A 21505-nucleotide genomic window follows, 5' to 3' on the forward strand; every position below is an offset into this window, starting at 1 on the left:
GAGGAGAGATTGAAAATGGAGCGATTCATCACCAAAAAACTGGTTGAGTGGAAAAATAAAAAACATCGAAAACCAATAATTCTGCGGGGCGCTCGACAGGTTGGAAAAACCTGGGTGGTTAAGGATTTCGGAAAAAATCATTTTGAGGGGAAGGTGCATTATGTCGATCTGGAGCTGCACCCAGAGTGGCATTCTATCTTCGAATTGAATTTGGTGTCCAGTCGAATTATCTCAGAGTTAGAAATTTTATTAAACACTCGGATTGAAGTCGGAAAGGATTTGCTATTTTTTGATGAGATTCAGAGTTGTCCCCGTGCTTTGATGGCTTTGCGGTACTTTTATGAGGATTATCCAGAGCTTCATGTCATTGCGGCTGGCTCCTTGCTTGAGTTCGCTATGAAGGACATATCCTTTCCTGTCGGTAGAGTTCAATTTTTAAATCTGCATCCGATGAGTTTTGCTGAATTTTTAATGGCCACTGGAAAAGATCGTGTAGCTGAATTAATTCTTTCGCCTCCGCAGAAGCAGTCGGAGACGATCCACAATATGCTAATTGAAGAGTTAAAAAAATACTTTTTTGTCGGTGGGATGCCTGAGTGTGTCCAGGATTTCGCAGAGTCGGGACGGATGCGAGGGGCTTTTGAAATTCAATCCAATCTAATCAATACGTTTCGATCAGATTTTTCTAAATATGCGCCATATTCTGATAAGCGATGCTTGAATGCCGTATTGAGTTCGGTTGCTCAAAGTGTAGGTCAGCAGATAAAATATGCCCGTCTGGCTGATGAATTTGGCAATCCGACCATCAAAAAGGCGGTTGATCTCCTTTCAATGGCGCAAATAATTCATAAAGTTCCTATTGCCAGTCCCGCAGGATTACCACTGGGGGCATCGGCTTCATATAGAAAGTTTAAAGCCATTATGGTCGACATCGGCTTGATGAACTCATTGAGCGGCCTAAATGTCGAGGTGGAGTATCAGAAATCCGATTTGCTGTCCATTTATCAGGGGGCGATGGCCGAGCAGTTTGTGGGGCAGGAATTGTTAGCCGCAGGCCAGCCAGAATTGTTCTATTGGTCCCGAGAAGCCAAAAGCAGCACAGCGGAAGTCGATTTCTTGATCAACCGAGCAGGGACAATTACCCCGATCGAAGTGAAAAGCGGGCCATCAGGGCGGCTGCGAAGTTTACATCTGCTGTTGGATGAGTACCCCAATGTCCCAATGGGCTATGTGCTTTCGACCCAGAATTATGAGGAGTTGCCTGATCAAAAGCTCGTCTTTCTGCCGCTCTATTATGCGTATCAGATGGGGATGGTGGATTAAATTGCAAGCTTTAATTATTTTTTTCAATCCGCCAGTTGGCGGAAAACGACCCAACAGATGAAATTCCAAATGACAAAAAGCAAATTCCAAACAAATCTCAATAACAAAATTTCGAAATACAAATTATCGATTTGTCCCCAGGATTTACTCTTCTCTGGAATTGGTACATTTGGGATTTGAATTGATCACGCCATTCCCAAATTTCCAATGGCATCGTTCAATTGGAATTTAGAAATTGAATTTTGAAATTTATTTGAGATTTGGATTTTGCTTTTTGGGAATTTCAAGATATGCCTTGTAAAATTAAAATCCAATTTTGAAATTAACCTTGTATTTTTAAAGTTGGCCTTTCAGATTTACCTTGTATTTTTAAAACCCATCGTGGAGCGTTTCATTATGAACCGAGTTTCCAAACTTTTCTCTGTTTTCCCAATCGTTTTCATATTCATTTTTCAATCCGCATTGGCTCAGAACGAAACCGATCTCAAAAATCGCATCCTCCAGGCCATCAGCGACGGGGCAAATTACGCCTGCGACGTGCTGCTGGATGAAAACGGCAAGTCCCGCTGCGATTACAATTGGCTTGACGGCACCTGGCACGATTATGAACCGCCCTGGCATACGGGGCAATTGATCTACGGCTTGCTGGAGGCGTATCAGGTCACCAGGAATTCAAAATTTCTGGCGGCAGCGAGACGGGCTGGTGATTGGTGGATCGGGCTGGAAATTAAAGATCATCCGAAATTAAAGGGCATGGTGCGGGCGGTTCATGGCGATGGGATCGATTTTATCGTTTTCGCCACGGTCTCGGACGGGACTGCGGGACTGTTCAAATTGTATGAGGTCACAGGCGATCGAAAATATGCCGAGGTGCCAACCAGGGCAGGGGAATGGATGCTGCAAAATATGTACGTTCGGGATAAAGGCGTGTTTTATGACAGCATCGAGCCGATCACGGGCGAGGTAATGAAGGAAAATAGCCCATTCTGGCCCGAAAAAAAGCAGCAACAATTATATGATGTGGCTCGGCCGAATAATGAGGGTTCGTTGTTCAAAGACATGTATGAATTCACCCAGAATGAAAAATATCGACAGGTGTTTATCGAGCTGTGCGAAAGCCTGGTGGAAAAACAGGGCGAAGAGGGGCTGTGGATGGACTTCATGCCGAATCATAAAGAGGATGGCTCATTCCATCCTCGCTTCAATTTGTGGTATGCCGAATCGCTGCTGGATGGCTACGATCTCACAGGCGACAAACGCTATATCGAGGCAGCGAAAAAGACGGCTCAGTTCTACACCAAATTTCAAAAAGAGGATGGGACGATTTATTATCAAAATTATTTGAACGGCAAAAGTAACCAGAATTCGCCCTGCGGCTCAGCCGTGTCGTTTGCAGGGATCATCTGGCTGCGATTGATTCAGTATGGTGTTGGTGATGAGTTCAAAACGAATGTAGAGCGCTCGCTGAAGTGGGTGCTCAACAATCGCTTTGCCGCCGATCATCCCGATAAAAACCTGGCAGGGGGATTTTTCGAACTGCGCACCCGCAGCAAGGATGGCAAAATGTGGCTCACGGTTCGGGATATTGCCACGGCGTTTGGGCTGCGGTTTTTGTGCGACTGTTATCGATGGCTGGGTGAGACAAAATAAAATTTCCCCACGGATGATAAAACAGCCGCTGATGTTTTTACTTAGAAAGGAATCTGTGGTTGATTTAGTTTCGGCGGGGAAATGAAATAAGCCTTGATAGGGCTGATGGCTTTTGGTCATGTTTCCCCACGGATGATAAAACAATCGCTGATGTTATTACATTGGAGGGAATCTGTGATTGTTTTAGTTTCAGTGGGGAAATGGAAAAAAGCTTTGACAGGGTTGATGGCTTTTGGTCATGTTTCCCCACGGATGATAGAACAGCCGCTGATGTTTTTTCGAGTGTGAAATCTGTGGTAGTTCTATCATCAGCGGGAAATATAAAAGTAATCTCAATCAATTTGAATTAATTTTGCTTGCATCGATTAAAAATCCTTGCGATCGTCGATAACCTTCCCAAGGGCATATCAAAAAAATATCTGTAGTTGTTTTATTATCTGTGGAGAAAGGAAGGCAATAATGAGACGATTAAAGCAGATATTTCTTTTCTTCATCATTTTGCGGACTCTCAAATTTAGCTTACTACTGGCGCAATCACCGCTCGAAGTCGCCAAAAAGGTCGCCGATAAGGTGATGCGGGAATCCAGCTTTGAATTTGAATTGGTGCCCCAGGCGACGGTGCTGGGGATGCAGGTGATGGATTTCCAGCAGCAATTCGGCGAAGGGGTAATTGGGATCGGCTATGCCCTGAGCTTTATTTTGAGTGAAAAGGATAGCTCGGTGCTATTTGGCTTCAGTTGTGGCAATCCCGTTAAAATCTGGCTCAATGAGCAATTGATTTTTTCGCAGCGAAAGAGACCGCTGGTGGTTCCCAGAGAAATTGCCTACAACCGCTTTATTTTTCAGGATACGCTTCAATTCAAATTAAAAAAGGGGGCAAATAAAATTTTGATCAAAACAGTGAGAAAGAGCAAGCCCTGGATTTTTTTCCTACGGGCTATTCAGTTCAATGGGGATGAAAATACAGCAGTGAAATTTTCGCTCGATCCCATTGCTCCGAAAATGGATCGCTCCAATTGGCTCTGCCTGGGAATTTTGCCAGGAGACGATCTGGATAATCCTCTGCCACCCGAGTCAGAATTCAAAAATTATTATTGGCATGAGGGACAACTTTTTTGTTGGTCGCTTCCCCGTGCGAATACGTTGCTTGAGTTAAAAATTAACCCAACCAATACCTTCAAGCGAGAGTCTTATCTGGATTGGCACTATGCCAATGGCGCCATGATGCTGGGCCTTCTGGCGCTGGGCGATGCCACTGGCGAGAAAAAATACCTTGATTTTGTCCAGAAATATGTTGATTTTATCCTTGCGCATCAGGACTATTTTCGCTGGCAATATGAGCATTATCATGCTTATCGGGGCAGCTATCATCGTCTGTTTCGGCGTAGCATGCTGGACGATGCAGGAGCGCCAGCCCTGCCATTCCTTGAGTTATTTGATCGAACAAGAAATCCTGACTATTGGCGTGTGATCGAGCCGCTGGCGAATTATGTGCTGAACGAACAAGTTCGCTTAACGAATGGCACGTTTTGTCGTTCCGAGCCAGTGGCGTTAACGGTCTGGGCCGATGATCTGTTCATGAGCGTTCCGTTTCTGTTGCGAATGGGAAAAATCACAGGCCAGAGAGCTTATTTCGATGACGCCGCTCGCCAGATCGTCAATTTTTCGAAACTGCTATTCGATGAGCAAAAGCAGCTATTTTATCACGGCTGGTTCAGTGAGACGAAGCGAAATTCTATCGCCTGCTGGGGTCGAGCCAACGGCTGGGCGATCTGGGCGACGAGCGAAGCACTGCTCTTTTTGCCAAAGGATCATCCCCACTATCGAAAGATTCTTGATATTTATCGAAGGCATATCAAGGGATTGGCCAAAGTTCAGGACAAGAGTGGGATGTGGCATCAGGTGCTGGATCATCCAGAATCGTACGAGGAGAGCTCTTGCACGGCGATGTTTGTGTTGGGGATTGCCAGGGGAATTCACCAAGGCTGGCTCGACAAGAAGTACCAAGCTGCTGCGCTCAAGGGTTGGCAGGCGCTCTGCCAAAAAATTGCTGCGGATGGCACAGTACATGGTATCTGTCGGGGCACTGAGATCGGAAATGATCTGGCGTTCTATTTCAACCGAGCCACGTTCGATCATGATCCCAGGGGATTGGGGGCAGTGATCGTGGCAGCGGTGGAAATGGCAAGGATGATGCAATTAAAATGAGGGATGGGATTTATTTTCGAAAAATATTTTTTCCGACGGATAGAAACAACCCAACGGATTTTAATTCCCCACGGATGGTAGAACAACCGCTGATGTTTTATTAAAGAAATATCCGTGGCTGTTCTATCATCAGCGGGGAAAATTAAAAAGGGCTTTCTTGTGAAGGGTGAGAAGCCTGGCAAGAAATTGCCCACGGATGGTAGAACAACCGCTGATGTTTTATTAAAGAAATATCTGTGGCTGTTCTATCATCAGCGGGGAAAATTGAAAAGGGCTTTCTTGTGAAAGGTGAGAAGCCTGGCAAGAATTTGCCCACGGATGGTAGAACAACCGCTGATGTTTTATTAAAGAAATATCTGTGGTTGTTCTATCATCAGCGGGGAAATAGATTCTAAAATCCAAAATCGTTTTCATCCGTTGGGTTGTTTTTATCCGTTGGAGAAAAAATCATCCAATCCAAAAGACAATTCCGAGGAAATTCTTGATCCAAAAATCCCTCAACATCGTGACACTATTGTTGCTCGTCAATTTTCTATCGAATCTCTATTGCGAGGATAAACATTTGAAGCGCATCGAAGGTCTGTTCTATCTCGACGCTGCGCCCATTGTGATCGAAATTGATGACGGGATAATTAGTCGCATCCTTCGGCCTGATAAATTGTCGGATAACTCAGCCGCCCAAATTTTCATCGCACCAGGTTTTATTGATAATCAGGTGAATGGCTATCTGGGCGTGGATTTTTCGGTGCCTGGTTTGACCGTCGAGGATGTGCGTCGGGCGACCCAGGCGCTCTGGAAGGTCGGGGTGACCACCTATTTGCCGACGCTTGTTACGAGTCCCCCAGAGCGGCTGAGCGAAAATTTGGCGGTCTTGGCGCAGGCGGCTCATGAACCAGATATTGCGCTCTCGGTGCCTGGCTTTCATCTGGAGGGGCCATTCATCTCGCCCGAGGATGGCTATCGTGGGGCGCACAACAAAGCCTGGGTGCGGCCGCCCAATTGGGAGGAATTTTTAAAACTAAATCAGGCGGCTAAGAATAAAATAATTCAAGTGACGCTGGCGCCAGAATTGGATGGGGCGATGGAGTTCATTCAGAACTGCACCGCTCAGGGCATTGTGGTGGGGCTCGGTCATCACCATGCCTCGGCGGAGCAAATCAAACGGGCTACCGATCTGGGTGCGGCGATCTCGGTACATCTGGGCAATGGTTGCGCCAATTTCATCCATCGCCATGACAATCCCCTCTGGCCGCAACTGGCAGAGGATCGGCTCTGGGCCAGTATCATTGTGGACGGCTTCCATCTGCGGGCTGAGGAGGTAAAGACCTTTTTCCGTGCCAAAGGCGTGGAGCGGCTGATCTTGACATCGGATATGACGAAGCTGGCGGGCCTCCCTCCTGGCGAATATGTGTGGAACGAAATGACGGTGGTGATGACGCCCGAGGGCATGATCCAGTACCCCGCCCAGAACGTGCTGGCAGGCGCCTCGTTGCCCATTGGTAGGGGAATTTTCAATATGATGAAATTTAGCCAATGCTCCCTGGCCGAGGCAATCCAGATGGCTACGACCAATCCTGCTCGGCTTTATCAATTGAACGATCGTGGTGAAATCAAAGTTGGCAAGCGGGCGGATCTGGTGCTGTTTTCGATAGGGGAGAGTGATTTGATCATTCATGAGACGATCTTGGCAGGCCGGGAAGTGAATCATCTGTTGAGATAATAAACTCCTGATCATCTAAAAAAATTAAACTTGCTACTCTAAATTGAGAGTTGTTGCTCAAAATAGATTATTCTATTTTGTTTGGAGTTTGTTCATCGAAGAAAACAATTTTGGCATGGATTGGTTCGAAAAATCATGCAAATGCTTTTAATGAGAATGGGAACAGCCCAAGATTTATTGTCACGTTTCAATAGATCAAATTTTCAATGCATTTCTTCATTGGCCGTTAGATGAAAGGATTGTGCAATTTTTAAATGAGATTTTCCTTGTGATGTTTTAATTGAGGACTTAACATTTTTAGAAGATGATTTTTAGCATTAACAAAATCGTTCATTGAAATAAGTGAATTGAGGAGCTGAAAAAGAAATGGCTAAAAATTCACCTTGAGTATTTAAAATAAAGTGATTATATTTTTCCAAAAATTAGGATTAATGGACTTATGAGGCGAAAGCTTCATGTTATCGGTAAATTTCAAACAGCACTAATAGAAGGAGGGAACGAATGAGAACATTTTTAATGGTTGTCTACCTGAGCATTCTTGGTGCTTTGATATGTTGTTCCCCAGATATTGATGAGACGATCAAAGCCGAATATCCCCTATCGCTGAAATTGCGAGCTGCAAATAATACAGACATATCGCGAGTCGACGAGGCTTTGATTGTAGAGATGGATGACCTAAAAACCAGAGCAAGCGATTTTAATCCTCATGCATTTGTTATTTTCAGCCAAGGTGCTGAACTTCCCAGTCAGGCGATCGATAGGGACGCCGATGGGAATCCAGACCAGATCGCAGTCATAGCGGATTTCAAACCACGGGAGAACAAGACGCTGATGTTTCGCTATCATCCATCAGGCACTCGGCTGCGAGAGTACCCGAAGCGCACTCAGGCTGAACTGTCGATCAAAGTGGGTGGTAGGTTTGTGAATCGCAAGTATGAGGGCGGAACATTTCAGAACGTCTCGCATTTGCGAGTCCCACCTGAGCACACTGATCATTCTTTTTATATTCGTTACGAAGGGCCTGGCTGGGAGTCGGATAAAGTGGGCTATCGTTTTTATTTGGACTGGCGCAATGCCGTTGACATTTTTGGTAAGAAGGTGCCTAATATGGTGCTTCAGAATGTCGGATTAGATGGTTTTGAATCTTATCACCAGATGTCGGATTGGGGGGCTGATATATTCAAGGTAGGCGAATCCTTGGGGCTGGGGTCAATCGCCAGCTGGTATCAGGGCAAGGCCAATCGCGTCGCCCAAACTGACAGTGTCACTTGTGCAATTTTAGCCAGTGGGCCTATTTTTTCTCAAATTCGAACCAAATATTTCGGTTGGCAGGTGGGGCCTCAGAAGGTCAATTTGACCTCTGACCTTTCGATCTTTGCCGGTTCGCGGTTGACGAAAACAGAGCTGAGGATCGATGGGGAGCTGGAAAATATTTGCACTGGATTGGCCAAGCATGAAAACACAATTTTTTTTAGCACCAAACCTGAGCGATCCGGCGAATGGGGCTATATAGGGCTCTGGGGAAAGCAAAGTCTGGCAAGCCAAGAAGATGAATTGGGTATTGCAGTGCTGTATCCTGGGGATCAATTGCTTCAGCTAACTGAAGACGATCTTAATCAGGTAGTGGTTTTGAAACCCGAAAATGGAAGGTTGAGCTACTATTTTCTGGCTGCTTGGGTTCAGGAGCCGAACGGGATCAAAACTCAACAAGCGTTTGTCGATTATTTGAATGCTACGGTGAAGAAATTGAATCAACCGATTATCCTTGATTGGGGTGACTGATCGTAGCAGCCTAGCATCGAATTCAATTGCAGCAGAATTACGAACAGCATCACAATTAATGATGGAATTTTACTTGCCGTTCATCATTTTTATTTGCCAATAAAAAGTTTTACCTTGCCAATAAGGTAAAATTTGCTATTATCAAAGTGAGATATCAACCTGTCAAAGGCGACTAAAATTTTTGAATTATGGAGAGAGCTGATGGAGATACGTTACTTAGCCGACCCTGTTCGTTTTCAGCGGATGACGACACAGGAGATCCGAGAATCTTTTTTAGTGGAAACGCTTTTTCAGCCTGAGACGATTTACTTACTTTATGTCGACGTAGATCGAGCGATTATCGGTTCAGCGGTTCCAGGAAAAAAGGCTTTGGAGTTATCAGTCATGAAAGAGCTGGGGACGGAATATTTTTGTGAGCGCCGCGAAATCGGGGTGCTGAATATCGGCGGGAAAGGTAAAATTTCGGTCGATGGTCAAAATTTTGAACTGGATGCGAGAGATGGACTTTATATCGGCAAGGGTTCGAAAGCGATTCATTTTAGCAGCAATGATCCCGAGCATCCTGCTGCTTTTTATTTGCTGAGTTTCCCAGCCCACACGAGTTTTCCGACGCAACGGGCTAGAATAGCAGACGCTGAGGCCGTCCATCTGGGATCGTCGGAAGCTGCAAATCGGCGAACGATTTATAAATATATTCATCCGCGAGGCATCCCCAGTTGTCAAGTAGTGATGGGATTCACGGTATTAGAACCTGGCTCGGTGTGGAATACGATGCCCCCGCATACGCACGAGCGCCGGATGGAGGTTTATCTTTATTTTGATATGGCGCCAGATAGCAGGGTTTTTCATCTGATGGGCACTCCAAATGAGACGCGGCACATCGTGGTCGCCGATCGCCAAGCAGTAATTTCGCCCAGTTGGTCGATTCATTCAGGTGTTGGTACTGGCGCTTATACGTTCTGCTGGGGTATGGGCGGCGAAAACCAGACATTCGAAGATATGGATGGGATTGAAATTGGACAAATAAAGTGACTTCATGCTGCTTTTAACAATTGGAAATGTGGTTTTCGATCCCGAAGGTTCTTTGCTTGCTCAATCAAATCCATTAGCGAAAAGTTCGAAGCCTAAAACGAATTCAGAGAGGGTGCTTATGATTTTAGACAAATTCAAATTGGATGGCAAGGTCGCCATTGTCACCGGCGCAGCTCGAGGATTGGGACAAGGGATGGCAGTGGGGTTGGCTGAGGCTGGTGCCAATTTGGTTTTGGTGGATATATTAAACATGGCAGAGACGAAGCAGCAGATCGAGCGCCTGGGCCGCAGGTGCAAGGTAATTGCTGCTGATCTTTCGAATAAAGAAAGCGTTGGCTCCATAATCGACCAAACGCTGGAAGCCATGGGCTCGCTCGATATTCTGGTGAATTGCGCTGGGATTATCCGTCGTGCGCCGCTGTTGGAGTTCAGCGAGAAGGATTGGGATGACGTGATGAATATCAACATTCGGACTTTGTTTTTCCTCAGTCAGGCTGCAGCGCGGGTGATGGTCAAGCAGGGAAAAGGGGGCAAAATCATCAATATCGCTTCGATGTTATCGTTTCAGGGAGGGATTTTAGTGCCCTCGTACACAGCGTCGAAAAGTGCGGTGATGGGGTTAACGCGGCTCATGGCCAATGAGCTGGCACCTTACGGCATCAATGTCAATGCCATCGCGCCAGGCTACATGGCCACAGACAATACGGCGCCGCTGCGAGCTGATCCAGTGCGCAGCAAGGCCATTTTGGACCGAATTCCGGCAGGTCGATGGGGAGAACCCGAGGACCTAAAAGGGGTGGTGGTATTTTTGGCTTCTTCCGCTTCAGATTACGTGACTGGTTATACGATCGCGGTCGATGGGGGTTGGTTGGCCAGGTAGGGGGATAATCCATTTAACAATTTTTTGATGCAGTCGGAGGGAAAAAAGCAATGGTTTATTATCAACGAGGGGGTGTAACGGATCGGCTGACTGATGAGGATCTAAAAGTCGGGCTCTTTTTTGCCCTCGATAAAATTGGAATGAAAAAACGTGTTCTTGCAATCCCCCCAGATTTCACCCGCTTTCATTCTCATGCCGGCCTGCTTACTCGATTCGCCTGGGAATATTACCAAAATTCGCTCACTGATGTATTGCCCGCGATTGGCACTCATCACCCCATGTCCGATGTTGAAATTCAGACCATGTTCCCTAGTGTTCCGCGACAATTGTTTCGCGTCCACGATTGGCGGAATGGAACTGTCACTTTGGGAACAATACCGGCGGATTTCATTCAATCAGTATCTGAACACAAGCTCAACTATTCCTGGCCAGCACAGGTGGCGAGATTATTAGTAGAAGGCCGATATGATTTGATCTTATCGTTTGGTCAAGTGGTCCCGCACGAAGTTGCTGGAATGGCCAGCTATAATAAAAATATTTTCGTGGGCACTGGTGGCGCCGAAAGCATCAACAAGAGCCACTTCCTCGGAGCAGCTTATGGCATGGAGCACATTATGGGCCGCGCTGATAATCCCGTCCGGAAGGTGCTAAACTATGCAACGGATCATTTTGCTCACCACCTTCCGATCGTTTACGTTCTGACAGTTGTAAGCCGAGACCAATCTGGACATCTGATAGTGCGAGGTCTATTTATTGGGGATGACATCGAATGCTTTAACCTCGCCAGTGAGTTGTCGTTACAGGTCAATTTTGAGCGGTTGGAGAAGCCGTTGCAAAAGGTCATCGTCTATTTAGAGCCAGGTGAATACAAAAGCACCTGGTTGGGCAACAAAAGCATCTATCGTACCCGGATGGCCATTGCCGATGGGGGTGAGTTGATCGTTCTTGCGCCTGGGGTCAGATCGTTCGGGGAGGATAAGGAGATCGATCGATTGATTCGCAAATATGGGTATGTGGGATCTGCTCGGATTTTGGAAATGGTCCAATACAATGAGGAATTGCGACAGAATTTGGGCGTAGCAGCGCATCTGATCCATGGTTCATCGGAGGGACGATTTGCCGTCATTTATTGTCCAGGAAAATTAACTCGTGAAGAAGTGGAAGCCGTCGGTTTTCGCTATAGCAATTATAACCAAATGATAAAAAAATATCCCCCGAGCGAATTGGTTGATGGGTTCAATACACTACCGAATGGGGAGACCATTTTTTTTATTTCCAACCCAGCGCTCGGTCTCTGGTCGCATAAAGAGCGGTTCGCTTGATTTTTCCGAAATAGAATTATCGAAAAAACCAAATAAGTAACAGGTGCAGTGATGCAGATCGAACACAATTTTTTTCCGGCAAAGATTTCTCGCCGCGATTTCATAAAGAGGTCTGGAGTCGCCGCAAGTGCGATGGCAATGGGTTCCGCAGCATTCTGGCGAACGGGCAGGTCGCAAGCTCGTAAACAGCGCATTGCGATTGTTGGCGTTGGTTCGCGATCTCGAATGTATCAGGATGCGGTCCAGACCCGATACGCAGAGCATTGCCAACTGGTGGGCTTGTGCGATATCAACTTGGGACGGTTAAGATTAGCGCAGCAGCGATCGATAAAAAATGTTGGCAGTAGCGTGCCCATTTTTGATGCCAAAGAGTTTGATAAGATGATCCGAGAAACGCGGCCTGATCGGGTGGTGGTCACTACAGTGGATGGATTTCATCATCAGTACATCATTCGCGCTATGGAGCTGGGATGCGATGTGATCACAGAAAAACCAATGACCATCGATGCGGAGAAATGCCAGGCGATTATTGACACGCAAGCCAGAACTGGTCGAAAATGTACGGTGACATTTAATTATCGCTATTCACCACCGCGGACCCAAATCAAAGAGCTATTAATGAGCGGCATTATTGGAGATGTCTTATCGGTGGACTTCCATTGGATGCTCAATACCTTCCACGGAGCAGATTATTTCCGTCGGTGGCACAGCCAGAAGAAATTCTCAGGGGGATTGATGGTGCATAAAGCCACGCATCATTTTGATCTGGTTAACTGGTGGCTTTCGGCCGTCCCCATATCGGTCTATGCTACTGGAAAAAGAGAATTCTATACCCCTGAGATGGCGAAGCGATTTGGATTGGACAGTCATCATGAACGTTGCCATCCCTGTCCCGAGAAAAAACGGTGCGGTTTCGAGTTGGACCTAGCCGCGGACAAGGGTCTCAAAGAGTTGTACTTGGACAATGAACAGTATGATGGCTATTACCGCGATCGTTGCGTGTTTCGACCTGACATCGATATCGAAGACACGATGAATGTCTTGGTCAAATACGATAACAATGTCACACTTTGTTATTCGCTCAATGCGTTCAATTCGTGGGAGGGATATACAATTGTCTTTAATGGCACCAAAGGCAGGCTGGAGCATCGCGTGGAGGAGAGCATTTACATTAGCGGTACCGATGCGGTGCAAGGAGGGCTCAAGCCAGGCGGGACCTTCACCCGCGTGATCCCATTGCGCGGACCAGCTCAGGAGATCAAGCCGTGGATGGGAATTGGTGGACATGGCGGCGGCGATCAAATACTGCTGGACGATCTATTTTTGCCAGAGAAACCAGCGGATAAGTATCTGCGCGCAGCGGATCAGCGATCCGGAGCTTACTCAATCCTGATTGGAATTGCTGCCAACATCTGTTTTGAAATCGGGAAGCCCGTAACTATTTCTGATCTGGTCCATAATATCGGCTATCCTGATTATCCAGCGATGCCATCCCGTGCTGAGGCTCTGCCAATGCCTGAGAAAAATTTGTGATGGCTCTCTTCGCTCACAGAATTTTAGAGTTCTATCATGTCTTGCCTACGAATGCAGGAATTTCTTCACCTTCCAATTATCGGAATAAAAGAGACTCCTGCGTTCACAGGAGTTTTCCCAGATGTTCATTTCTCGCTCGTATCGTAGCAGTCGATCAAAAATTTTGATGACGAAATGAAATGAAAAATTCCATTTGTGTTTGCTGCTAATTCTGGTTGATATTGGCTAGAAATGCGAAGGCTCGCTCTGAATTAAAAACTGAAGGTTTGGTGAGATGCGGAATCATTTGTTGGTAATGCTTGTTATGCTCGGTTTGATCGGTTGTCAAACCGAAAGCCGGGTTCGGGAGATCAAATTGGCCCATGTGCTGGATCCGGGTCACCCCGTGCATCGGGGTATGGTTTTCATGGCAAAGCGCGTATCCGAAAAATCCGCTGGACGCATGCGGGTGGATATTTACCCCAGTGGGCAATTGGGCCAGGAGCGCGACCTAATCGAGCTCCTTCAAATCGGCAGCTTGGCGATGACCAAAGTCTCAACAGCAGCGCTGGAGGCGTTTGTCCCTGAGATGAAGATCTTCGGAGTGCCCTATGTTTTTCGGGATGATGAGCATAGATGGAAGGTGCTCAATGGTGAAATTGGGAAACGCTTGCTTTTGGCCTGTGAAAAATTTTTTCTTCGGGGAATGTGTTATTATGATGCGGGTAGTCGGAGTTTTTACACCAAAAATGTGCCGATTCATTCACCAACGGATTTGAAGGGCCTTAAAATTCGAGTGATGAATAGTCCGACTTCGTTTGCCATGGTTCAGGCTTTGGGCGGTTCAGCAACCCCCATCCCATGGGGTGAACTTTATACTGCGCTGCAGCAAGGAGTGGTCGATGGCGCTGAAAATAATCCCCCCAGTTTTTATTTGTCGCGCCATTATGAGGTCTGCAAATATTACAGTTTGGATGAACATACTTCTGTTCCTGATATTGTCCTTATGAGCACCGTTGTATGGCAGAGCCTATCGCCTCAAGAACAGCAATGGTTGCAGGAGGCCATCGACGAGTCTGTTGAGTATCAAAAAACGCTCTGGCAAGAATCCTCAGAGCAAGCCTTGAAAGAGGTCCAAAAGGCAGGTGTTCAAGTGATCCATCCAGATAAGTATCCATTCCAGCAAGCTGTGCGAGAAATGTACGCTTCCTTCAGAGGAACGCCAATTTACGATCTGATTCAAGCTATTCAAAGCATCCAATGAAGAAGGGATCAGTATGACAAAGATAACCAAAATCATCAGCAAGATCTTGGGGGTAGTGCTAACGGTACTGATGGGCGCCATGGTTATTGACGTGACTTGGCAGGTGTTGAGCCGTTTTGTCATTAAAAATCCCAGTTCTTACACCGAGGAGCTGGCTGGTTTCTTGTTAATTTGGATCGGTCTATTAGGATCTAGCTATGCGTATTACACCAAAGCTCATCTCGGCATTGATGTGTTAGTCTATAGACTTTCTGGTGTGAAAAGAAAGATAATTGAGATTTCAATTAATCTGATCGTTCTGACGTTCGCGTTCTTCGTCATGGTCCTTGGCGGTATTCGATTGGTCAAGCTTACCTTTACCTTGGGGCAGATTTCGCCAGCTCTGGGAATTGAAATGGGGTATATTTACATGGTTATTCCGATCGCTGGGATTTTGATGATCTATTTTGCCATTCAGTTTATCATAAACAACCTGAAAACTAATTCGAGTGTTCCTGACAAATTTTGATAGGGATAATTCGAATTGATTTGTTCGTTTCGGTCCCTGATAGAGCGCTCTGCACTCATGTAGCAATCCCAAAAACAATTGTTGCAGATACGAATCGAAGATTAGCTGAATAATTGAATAGGTGCGCGATTGCAGATGGAGCAGATTATCAATTAAATGATTAGCAACAGGGAGCAAATTCATGGATATTTCGGTGTTGGTTTTAATCATCAGTTTTATTGTTCTTCTGGCAATGAACATTCCGATAGCATTCAGCATAGGAATTTCGACGATTCTAACCATGTTGTTCACCATCGCACCAGGTCCCGCAGTAACAACAGTGGCCCAGCGGATGGCCACTGGAATCAACAGCTTCACCTTGCTGGCTATTCCGTTTTTCATCCTGTCTGGTCAACTCATGGGAAGAGGCGGCATTGCCAGAAGATTAATTGATTTCGCTAAGGTACTGGTGGGGATGCTCCCTGGTGGTTTGGCCTATGTGAATGTGCTGGCATGTATGTTTTTTGGTGCCATCTCAGGTTCGGCTGTCGCGGCGACCTCCGCGATCGGGGGCTTTATGATCCCAATTATGAATAAAGAGGGATACGATAAAAATTTTAGCACCGCAGTTACCGTAACGGGGTCGACGACTGGGTTGCTGATCCCTCCATCTAATGTCCTGATCGTTTACTCGTTAGCGAGTGGGGGCGTTTCGATTGCCGCGCTTTTTATCGCAGGATATCTCCCTGGCATCATCTTGGGCGTGGGACTCATGATGGTTGCTGCGGGTATTTCATTGGTCCGAAAATATCCAGTCGGCGAAAAAGTCGCCGCGATTGAAGCGGCGAAGAAATTTTTAAATGCGCTTCCCAGTTTATCTCTCATCGTGATCGTTATTGGCGGCATAATCGCTGGTTACTTCACAGCCACGGAGGCCAGCGCTGTCGCTGTATTATATGCCCTGTTGCTGTCTGTGGTTATCTATCGCGAAGTGAAAATCAAAGAACTACCACAGATATTGCTCAAAACCGTGGAGACCACCGCCATCGTCATGCTGCTGATCGGAACGTCCTCTGCCATGTCGTGGATTCTGTCTTATGAGAATATCCCCCAGAACATCAGCGCTTCATTGATCGGATTGACCAATAGCAAAATAATCATCCTGCTGATCATCAATGTCATCTTGTTAATTGTTGGTACCTTCATGGATATGACGCCAGCCGTCCTGATTTTTACCCCAATTTTTTTACCAGTAGTGGTTCAGCTCGGGATGTCTCCGCTTCATTTTGGCATCGTCCTGGTATTAAATCTCTGCATAGGACTTTGTACACCTCCCGTGGGCTCAGTTTTATTCGTAGGTTGCGGCATTGGTCAGACGAATATTGCCAGTATGTCCCGCGCGCTCATCCCATTCTATTTGGCGATGTTTATCGTTTTAATGATCATCACATACATTCCTTGGATTAGCCTAGTAATTCCCAAATCATTTGGATATTAGGAACGAGCCATGTATTATTCGGTTCGGACTTTAGTTTCTAAAAGTTTTTTGCTGAACGAGCATCCTGTGGATCCAATAATATCGCTGTGAACTAAACGAAAGCTTTGAGTTGACCCGCTCCATTTATTTTTTTGCGATTGAAAGCCACCTCGCCGAATCGCCGCATTGAGTCGCACTGCACTGAAAAGTTGGAAGAAATTTTCTTTCATGCATTCAATTCAGAACAAATTATTACTCGTTATTGCATTTCAATCCTGTTAATTTTCACAGCCTCTTGGTGCGTTCATATAACGAGTCCAATTGCTCTGATAATTCAAAGGGATGGTTTTCTGGGAAAAAAATCGCTTGATTTTGAAACAGATTTGGTTTATATTCATTTCCGATTTGAAATTTTTCATGAAATAGAATTGTTCACAAATTTATTTGAATAAATCTGAATGCCCCTAACTCATAATTGAGGGAATGTGAATGAAAATCAAGGAACAGATCAAGCACGATAGTATTGTCCTTGGCGCTGGCTTGGCCGGCTTGAGCGCAGCTCTGGAGATATTGGAACGGGATGAAAAGGCTGACGTGGCGGTTATTTCCAAGGTTCATCCTGTTCGTTCGCACTCTGGCGCAGCCCAGGGCGGCATCAATGCAGCGCTGCGGTTCGACGATAGCTGGCATTCACACATGTACGATACAGTGAAAGGCTCATGGTTTTTGGCCGATCAGGATGCGGCTCGAATCTTATGCAGCGAAGCCAAAGAGGTCATCGCCCGATTCGATAAATACGGCGCTCTGTTCAATCGCAACGAGGACGGCACCATTGCCCAGCGGGCCTTTGGCGGCCAGAGCCGCAATCGCACTTGCTACATCGCTGATAAGACGGGCCACAATTTGCTCCATACGCTGTACGAACAATGCATGAAGCGGCAGGTGAAATTCTATTGGGAGCATTTCGTCACTTCCCTCATCGTGGAGGAGGGACAATTCAAAGGCATCGTCGCTTTCGATATGTTGACGGGCGAGTTCTATTTCATCCGAGGCAAGGCGCTGATCATCGCTACGGGCGGAGCAGGTCGAATTTACGGTCAAAGCAGCAATGCGCTGATCAATACAGGGGATGGTGCCGCTTTAGCCTATCGGGTCGGCATTCCCATCAAAGATATGGAGTTTTTCCAGATTCATCCCACTGGTTTGTTGAACGGCATTTTGATCACCGAAGGCGCCCGAGGCGAAGGCGGCTATTTGATCAACAAAGATGGCGAGCGGTTCATGCAGCGCTATGCGCCGAAATTCATGGAGCTGGCACCACGGGATTTTGTCGCTCGCTCCATCCACTTTGAAATCCGAGAGGGACGAGGCATCAATAACGAATATGTCTACCTCGATCTGCGTCATCTGGGCGAGGAGAAGATCAAAACTCGCCTGCCACAGATTCGGGAGATATGCATCCACTTTGCTGGCGTCGATCCTGTGCACGATCCGATCCCGATTCGACCGACGGTGCATTACACCATGGGCGGCATCGATGTCAATATCAAAACGGAGACAGCCATCCCTGGCATTTATGCAGCAGGCGAATGTAGTTGTGTCAGCGTTCATGGTGCCAATCGGCTCGGCGGCAATTCGCTGCTGGAGACCGTCGTGTTCGGTCCCATTGCGGGTCGGGAGGCGTTGAAGTTTTCGAGACAGCATGAGCTATTGGATTATTCGAAAGCTTCGCTAAAGGCCGAAGAAGACCGATTGAATACCTTGCTGAGTCGAAGCCAGGGCGAGCGGGCGGCGACTATTCGAAAGGACATGGAGAAGACCATGGTCAACAGTTTCGGCATCTTCCGAAACGAACAAGTGATGCAAGAAGGTTTGGCGCAACTCACTGAACTGAAGCAGCGTTATCAAAATGTAATCGTTGAAGACAAAGGTCAAGCTTATAATCTCGATTTGATCCGAACGCTGGAATTGGGCTACATGCTCGATCTCGCTGAGGTGATAGCGATCGGCGCCATCGCCCGCAAAGAAAGTCGAGGTGCCCATTATCGGGAAGATTATCCGAAAATGGATAATCAAAATTTCTTGAAGCATACGATGGTGCAGCGAGATGAACAGGGCCAGCCGCAGTTGAGCTACAAGCCCGTGGTAATCGAGGATATTGAGCCACTGGCGGAGATCAAGTATTGATTTTAGATTTTTGATTTTCGATTTTAGAATTATTTTTTCCAACTGATAGAAACAACCCAACGGATAAAATTCCAAATAATAAAAAACAAATTACAAACAAATTTCAATCTTAAATGACCAATCACCGAAACGTTTGAATTTTAAATATTGAGACTTGTAATTTATTTGGAATTTGCCTGGTGAGATTCGGGATTTTTGTTTATCCGTTGGGTCGTTTCAATCCGTTGGAGATTATCATATCTTTTTGAATAATCCAGAGGAGTCCAATCTTCATGACCATCAAAACCAAAATATTCCGTTACCATCCTGACAAAGACAAAAAGGGCAAACTGGTCGAATACTCCGTGCGCATGGAAGAAGGCATGTCCGTGCTGGCGCTATTGCACCAGGTGCACGATGAGCAGGACGGCACGCTGGCCTATCGCTACTCCTGCCGTGGGGCGATCTGCGGCACCTGCGCCGTGATGATCAATGGCGTTCCTCGCTTGGCCTGCAAAACCCAGGTGAGCAAAATTCTCGATGAGGCCGACGCCATCACCATCGAGCCGCTGGCGCATTATGGTGTCATCAAGGACCTGGTGGTGGATAAGCGACCATTCTGGCAGGCGGTACAGGCCACCATGCCCTGGCTGGTTCGAGAGAAAGAACTGCCCGACGAACGGCTCAATTATGAAGCCAGTATGAGCAAGATGGACCTGGATCAATTGAATCGATCGTCAGACTGCATCAAATGCTCCTGCTGCCATGCGGGCTGTCCCAAGGTCGATGAAATGCCCGAATTCATTGGCCCAGCCATTTCTATTCAAATTAGCAAGCAAATGTTCGATCCACGGGATAGAAATTTCGAGCATCGCAAGCAGATCAGTGCCGCTCCCAATGGCGTCTTTGCTTGTGATAAACATGCGGTCTGTGTGAAAGTCTGCCCGAAAGATTGTCGTCCCCTGCGGGCGATTACGTTCATCCAGAATCGGATTAAATGATGGAATAGTGGAATAATGGAATAGTGGAGTAATGGAGTGCTGGAGCATTGGAATATTCTGTGTTGAGGAGATAGATCTGAATGGGGAATTATTCCAGAAAGCAGGTTGTCCTTTATATTTGGGTTATCATTCCGAACGCAGTGAGGAATCTGACTTTCATGTAGTTGCTGAATTTGCAGATTTCTCCATTCGGTCGAAATGACACTGAGATTCAAACTGATAACTGCTCTGAATAATAATATATTGAAATTGGAATTTCGAGGTAATTTATGGATAGAATCATAAATTTCGATCATGGCTCAGCCACCCAGCCATTGCCTGAGGTGGTGGAGAGCATGATGCCGTTTTTGAAAGACAATTATGGCAATCCGTCCAGCATGCATGTGCTGGGTCAACAGGCGAAGGCGGCGCTGGATAAAGCCCGAGCTCAGGTCGCAGCGTTGATTAACTCCGAGCCCGAGGAAATCGTTTTCACCGCATCGGGCAGCGAATCCAATAATTTTGCATTGAAAGGGGTGGCGTTTGGCAATCGCAAGAAGGGCGACCATATCATTGTTTCAGCCATCGAGCACTTTTCTGTGCTCCAGGCGGCCAAATCGCTGGAGAAGCTGGGCTATCAAATCACCCAGATTCCAGTAGACAAAGATGGTTTGGTCGATCCTGATGACGTCAAAAAAGCGATCACCGATAAAACGATTTTGATTTCGGTGCATCATGCCAATCCCGAGATCGGGACCATCGAACCGATCGAGGAAATCGGTAAAATCGCCAGGGAGAAGGGAGTGCTGTTTCATACCGATGCTATTCAAACCGCAGGCACGATCCCCGTGGACGTGAAAAAATTGAACGTCGATCTGCTCAGTCTGGCGGCCAACGCCTTTTATGGACCCAAAGGAGCAGCGGCACTCTACATCCGTAAGGGCGCCAGGATCAATCCACTGATCGACGGGGGCACCCAGGAAGGCGGTCGGCGAGCGGGCACGGAAAATTTGCTGGGTATTGTTGGCATGGGTGCGGCGGCGGAGCTCGCTCTCAGGGACATGGACAAAAGGATCGCCCACGTGCAGCCGCTGCGGGATTTGATGATTCAATTGATCGAAGAAAAAATCGACCATGTTTATCTTCATGGTCATCGCACCCAGCGGTTGCCCAATAATGTGAATTTTGGCTTTGAATTCATCGAAGGCGAATCGATCCTGCTGTTTTTGGGCATGAGCAACATCATCGCCTCCAGCGGCTCGGCCTGTACCTCCAAAGCGCTGAAAGCTTCCCACGTGCTGTTGGGCATTGGTCAATCGCACGCCATTGCCAACGGAACAATTTTATTCACGCTGGGTATTGATAATACCGAAGAAGATATTCGGCTTCTGGGGGAGAAGCTTCCCGGGATTGTAGAGCGACTGAGGTCGATGTCGCCGCTGTATAAAAAATGATGTTTATTTAGGCTTCTTCAAAATAAAAATTTTACAGTCATTCCGAACGGAGCGCAGCGGAGTGAGGAATCTTCATTTCTCACGGAATCTATCAATTAATCAGATTCCTCGCTTCGCTCGGAATGACGGGTTCAAACATTTTGCAGAAGTCAATAAGAAATAAAAATTACAAAAAACAATAAGCCAATTTCAAACAAATCTCAAATCCAAATATTCAATGAACCAAAAAGTTTTGAATTTGTGTTTTT

At 46.6% G+C, this 21505-nt stretch carries 15 protein-coding genes; all 15 read left to right on the top strand.

The annotated features are described in order from the left end of the window. Positions 1-15: 15 nt before the first annotated feature. The 15 genes from ONB37_13190 (at position 16) to ONB37_13260 (ending at position 21257) form a co-directional block, all read left to right on the top strand. Positions 16-1323 carry an ATP-binding protein gene (locus ONB37_13190; protein MDZ7401111.1) on the top strand — a complete coding sequence of 436 codons (1308 nt, stop codon included), beginning with the start codon at positions 16-18 and terminating at the stop codon, positions 1321-1323. Between the two features lie 396 nt (positions 1324-1719). Continuing rightward, positions 1720-2973: a glycoside hydrolase family 88 protein gene (locus ONB37_13195; protein ID MDZ7401112.1), complete on the top strand. Its 1254-nt coding sequence runs from the start codon at positions 1720-1722 to the stop codon at positions 2971-2973. A 459-nt stretch (positions 2974-3432) separates the two neighbouring features. After that, entirely contained in the window at positions 3433-5181 is a 1749-nt protein-coding gene (locus ONB37_13200) for a glycoside hydrolase family 88 protein (GenBank protein ID MDZ7401113.1), read from the top strand. A 481-nt stretch (positions 5182-5662) separates the two neighbouring features. Continuing rightward, positions 5663-6901, top strand: coding sequence for an N-acetylglucosamine-6-phosphate deacetylase (gene nagA, locus ONB37_13205; GenBank protein ID MDZ7401114.1), 1239 nt, complete (start codon positions 5663-5665; stop codon positions 6899-6901). A 501-nt stretch (positions 6902-7402) separates the two neighbouring features. After that, positions 7403-8683: a DUF4861 domain-containing protein gene (locus ONB37_13210; GenBank protein MDZ7401115.1), complete on the top strand. Its 1281-nt coding sequence runs from the start codon at positions 7403-7405 to the stop codon at positions 8681-8683. Positions 8684-8884: 201 nt separating this feature from the next. Then, positions 8885-9715 (top strand): 5-dehydro-4-deoxy-D-glucuronate isomerase, encoded by an 831-nt coding sequence (gene kduI, locus ONB37_13215; protein MDZ7401116.1) that lies wholly within the window; start codon positions 8885-8887, stop codon positions 9713-9715. Between the two features lie 118 nt (positions 9716-9833). Continuing rightward, positions 9834-10595 (top strand): 2-dehydro-3-deoxy-D-gluconate 5-dehydrogenase KduD, encoded by a 762-nt coding sequence (kduD, locus tag ONB37_13220; GenBank protein MDZ7401117.1) that lies wholly within the window; start codon positions 9834-9836, stop codon positions 10593-10595. Between the two features lie 50 nt (positions 10596-10645). Continuing rightward, positions 10646-11917 (top strand): lactate racemase domain-containing protein, encoded by a 1272-nt coding sequence (locus ONB37_13225; protein MDZ7401118.1) that lies wholly within the window; start codon positions 10646-10648, stop codon positions 11915-11917. Positions 11918-11968: 51 nt separating this feature from the next. Beyond that, positions 11969-13450 (top strand): Gfo/Idh/MocA family oxidoreductase, encoded by a 1482-nt coding sequence (locus ONB37_13230; GenBank protein ID MDZ7401119.1) that lies wholly within the window; start codon positions 11969-11971, stop codon positions 13448-13450. Between the two features lie 274 nt (positions 13451-13724). Then, positions 13725-14693 carry a TRAP transporter substrate-binding protein gene (locus ONB37_13235; protein MDZ7401120.1) on the top strand — a complete coding sequence of 323 codons (969 nt, stop codon included), beginning with the start codon at positions 13725-13727 and terminating at the stop codon, positions 14691-14693. A 13-nt stretch (positions 14694-14706) separates the two neighbouring features. After that, positions 14707-15201 (top strand): TRAP transporter small permease, encoded by a 495-nt coding sequence (locus tag ONB37_13240; GenBank protein MDZ7401121.1) that lies wholly within the window; start codon positions 14707-14709, stop codon positions 15199-15201. 181 nt (positions 15202-15382) lie between these two features. Beyond that, positions 15383-16678, top strand: a complete 1296-nt coding sequence (locus ONB37_13245) for a TRAP transporter large permease (protein MDZ7401122.1) — start codon at positions 15383-15385, stop codon at positions 16676-16678. Positions 16679-17146: 468 nt separating this feature from the next. Beyond that, the gene (locus ONB37_13250) at positions 17147-18844 is read left to right on the top strand and encodes an FAD-binding protein (GenBank protein ID MDZ7401123.1); all 1698 of its coding nucleotides are present in this window, start codon (positions 17147-17149) and stop codon (positions 18842-18844) included. A gap of 272 nt (positions 18845-19116) precedes the next feature. After that, positions 19117-19824: a succinate dehydrogenase/fumarate reductase iron-sulfur subunit gene (locus tag ONB37_13255; protein MDZ7401124.1), complete on the top strand. Its 708-nt coding sequence runs from the start codon at positions 19117-19119 to the stop codon at positions 19822-19824. 269 nt (positions 19825-20093) lie between these two features. Beyond that, positions 20094-21257 (top strand): aminotransferase class V-fold PLP-dependent enzyme, encoded by a 1164-nt coding sequence (locus ONB37_13260; protein MDZ7401125.1) that lies wholly within the window; start codon positions 20094-20096, stop codon positions 21255-21257. Positions 21258-21505: the final 248 nt, after the last annotated feature.

Source organism: candidate division KSB1 bacterium, from assembly GCA_034506395.1.
In the GTDB taxonomy this organism is placed as follows: Bacteria; Zhuqueibacterota; Zhuqueibacteria; order Thermofontimicrobiales; family Thermofontimicrobiaceae; genus Thermofontimicrobium.

Excerpts from the sequence above, each read along its gene's own strand:
- ONB37_13190 (MDZ7401111.1), top strand. The coding sequence starts at position 16 with ATGGAGCGATTCATCACCAAAAAACTGGTTGAGTGGAAAAATAAAAAA.
- ONB37_13195 (MDZ7401112.1), top strand. The coding sequence starts at position 1,720 with ATGAACCGAGTTTCCAAACTTTTCTCTGTTTTCCCAATCGTTTTCATA.
- ONB37_13200 (MDZ7401113.1), top strand. The coding sequence starts at position 3,433 with ATGAGACGATTAAAGCAGATATTTCTTTTCTTCATCATTTTGCGGACT.
- ONB37_13210 (MDZ7401115.1), top strand. The coding sequence starts at position 7,403 with ATGAGAACATTTTTAATGGTTGTCTACCTGAGCATTCTTGGTGCTTTG.
- kduI (MDZ7401116.1), top strand. The coding sequence starts at position 8,885 with ATGGAGATACGTTACTTAGCCGACCCTGTTCGTTTTCAGCGGATGACG.
- kduD (MDZ7401117.1), top strand. The coding sequence starts at position 9,834 with ATGATTTTAGACAAATTCAAATTGGATGGCAAGGTCGCCATTGTCACC.
- ONB37_13225 (MDZ7401118.1), top strand. The coding sequence starts at position 10,646 with ATGGTTTATTATCAACGAGGGGGTGTAACGGATCGGCTGACTGATGAG.
- ONB37_13230 (MDZ7401119.1), top strand. The coding sequence starts at position 11,969 with ATGCAGATCGAACACAATTTTTTTCCGGCAAAGATTTCTCGCCGCGAT.
- ONB37_13235 (MDZ7401120.1), top strand. The coding sequence starts at position 13,725 with ATGCGGAATCATTTGTTGGTAATGCTTGTTATGCTCGGTTTGATCGGT.
- ONB37_13240 (MDZ7401121.1), top strand. The coding sequence starts at position 14,707 with ATGACAAAGATAACCAAAATCATCAGCAAGATCTTGGGGGTAGTGCTA.
- ONB37_13245 (MDZ7401122.1), top strand. The coding sequence starts at position 15,383 with ATGGATATTTCGGTGTTGGTTTTAATCATCAGTTTTATTGTTCTTCTG.
- ONB37_13250 (MDZ7401123.1), top strand. The coding sequence starts at position 17,147 with ATGAAAATCAAGGAACAGATCAAGCACGATAGTATTGTCCTTGGCGCT.
- ONB37_13255 (MDZ7401124.1), top strand. The coding sequence starts at position 19,117 with ATGACCATCAAAACCAAAATATTCCGTTACCATCCTGACAAAGACAAA.
- ONB37_13260 (MDZ7401125.1), top strand. The coding sequence starts at position 20,094 with ATGGATAGAATCATAAATTTCGATCATGGCTCAGCCACCCAGCCATTG.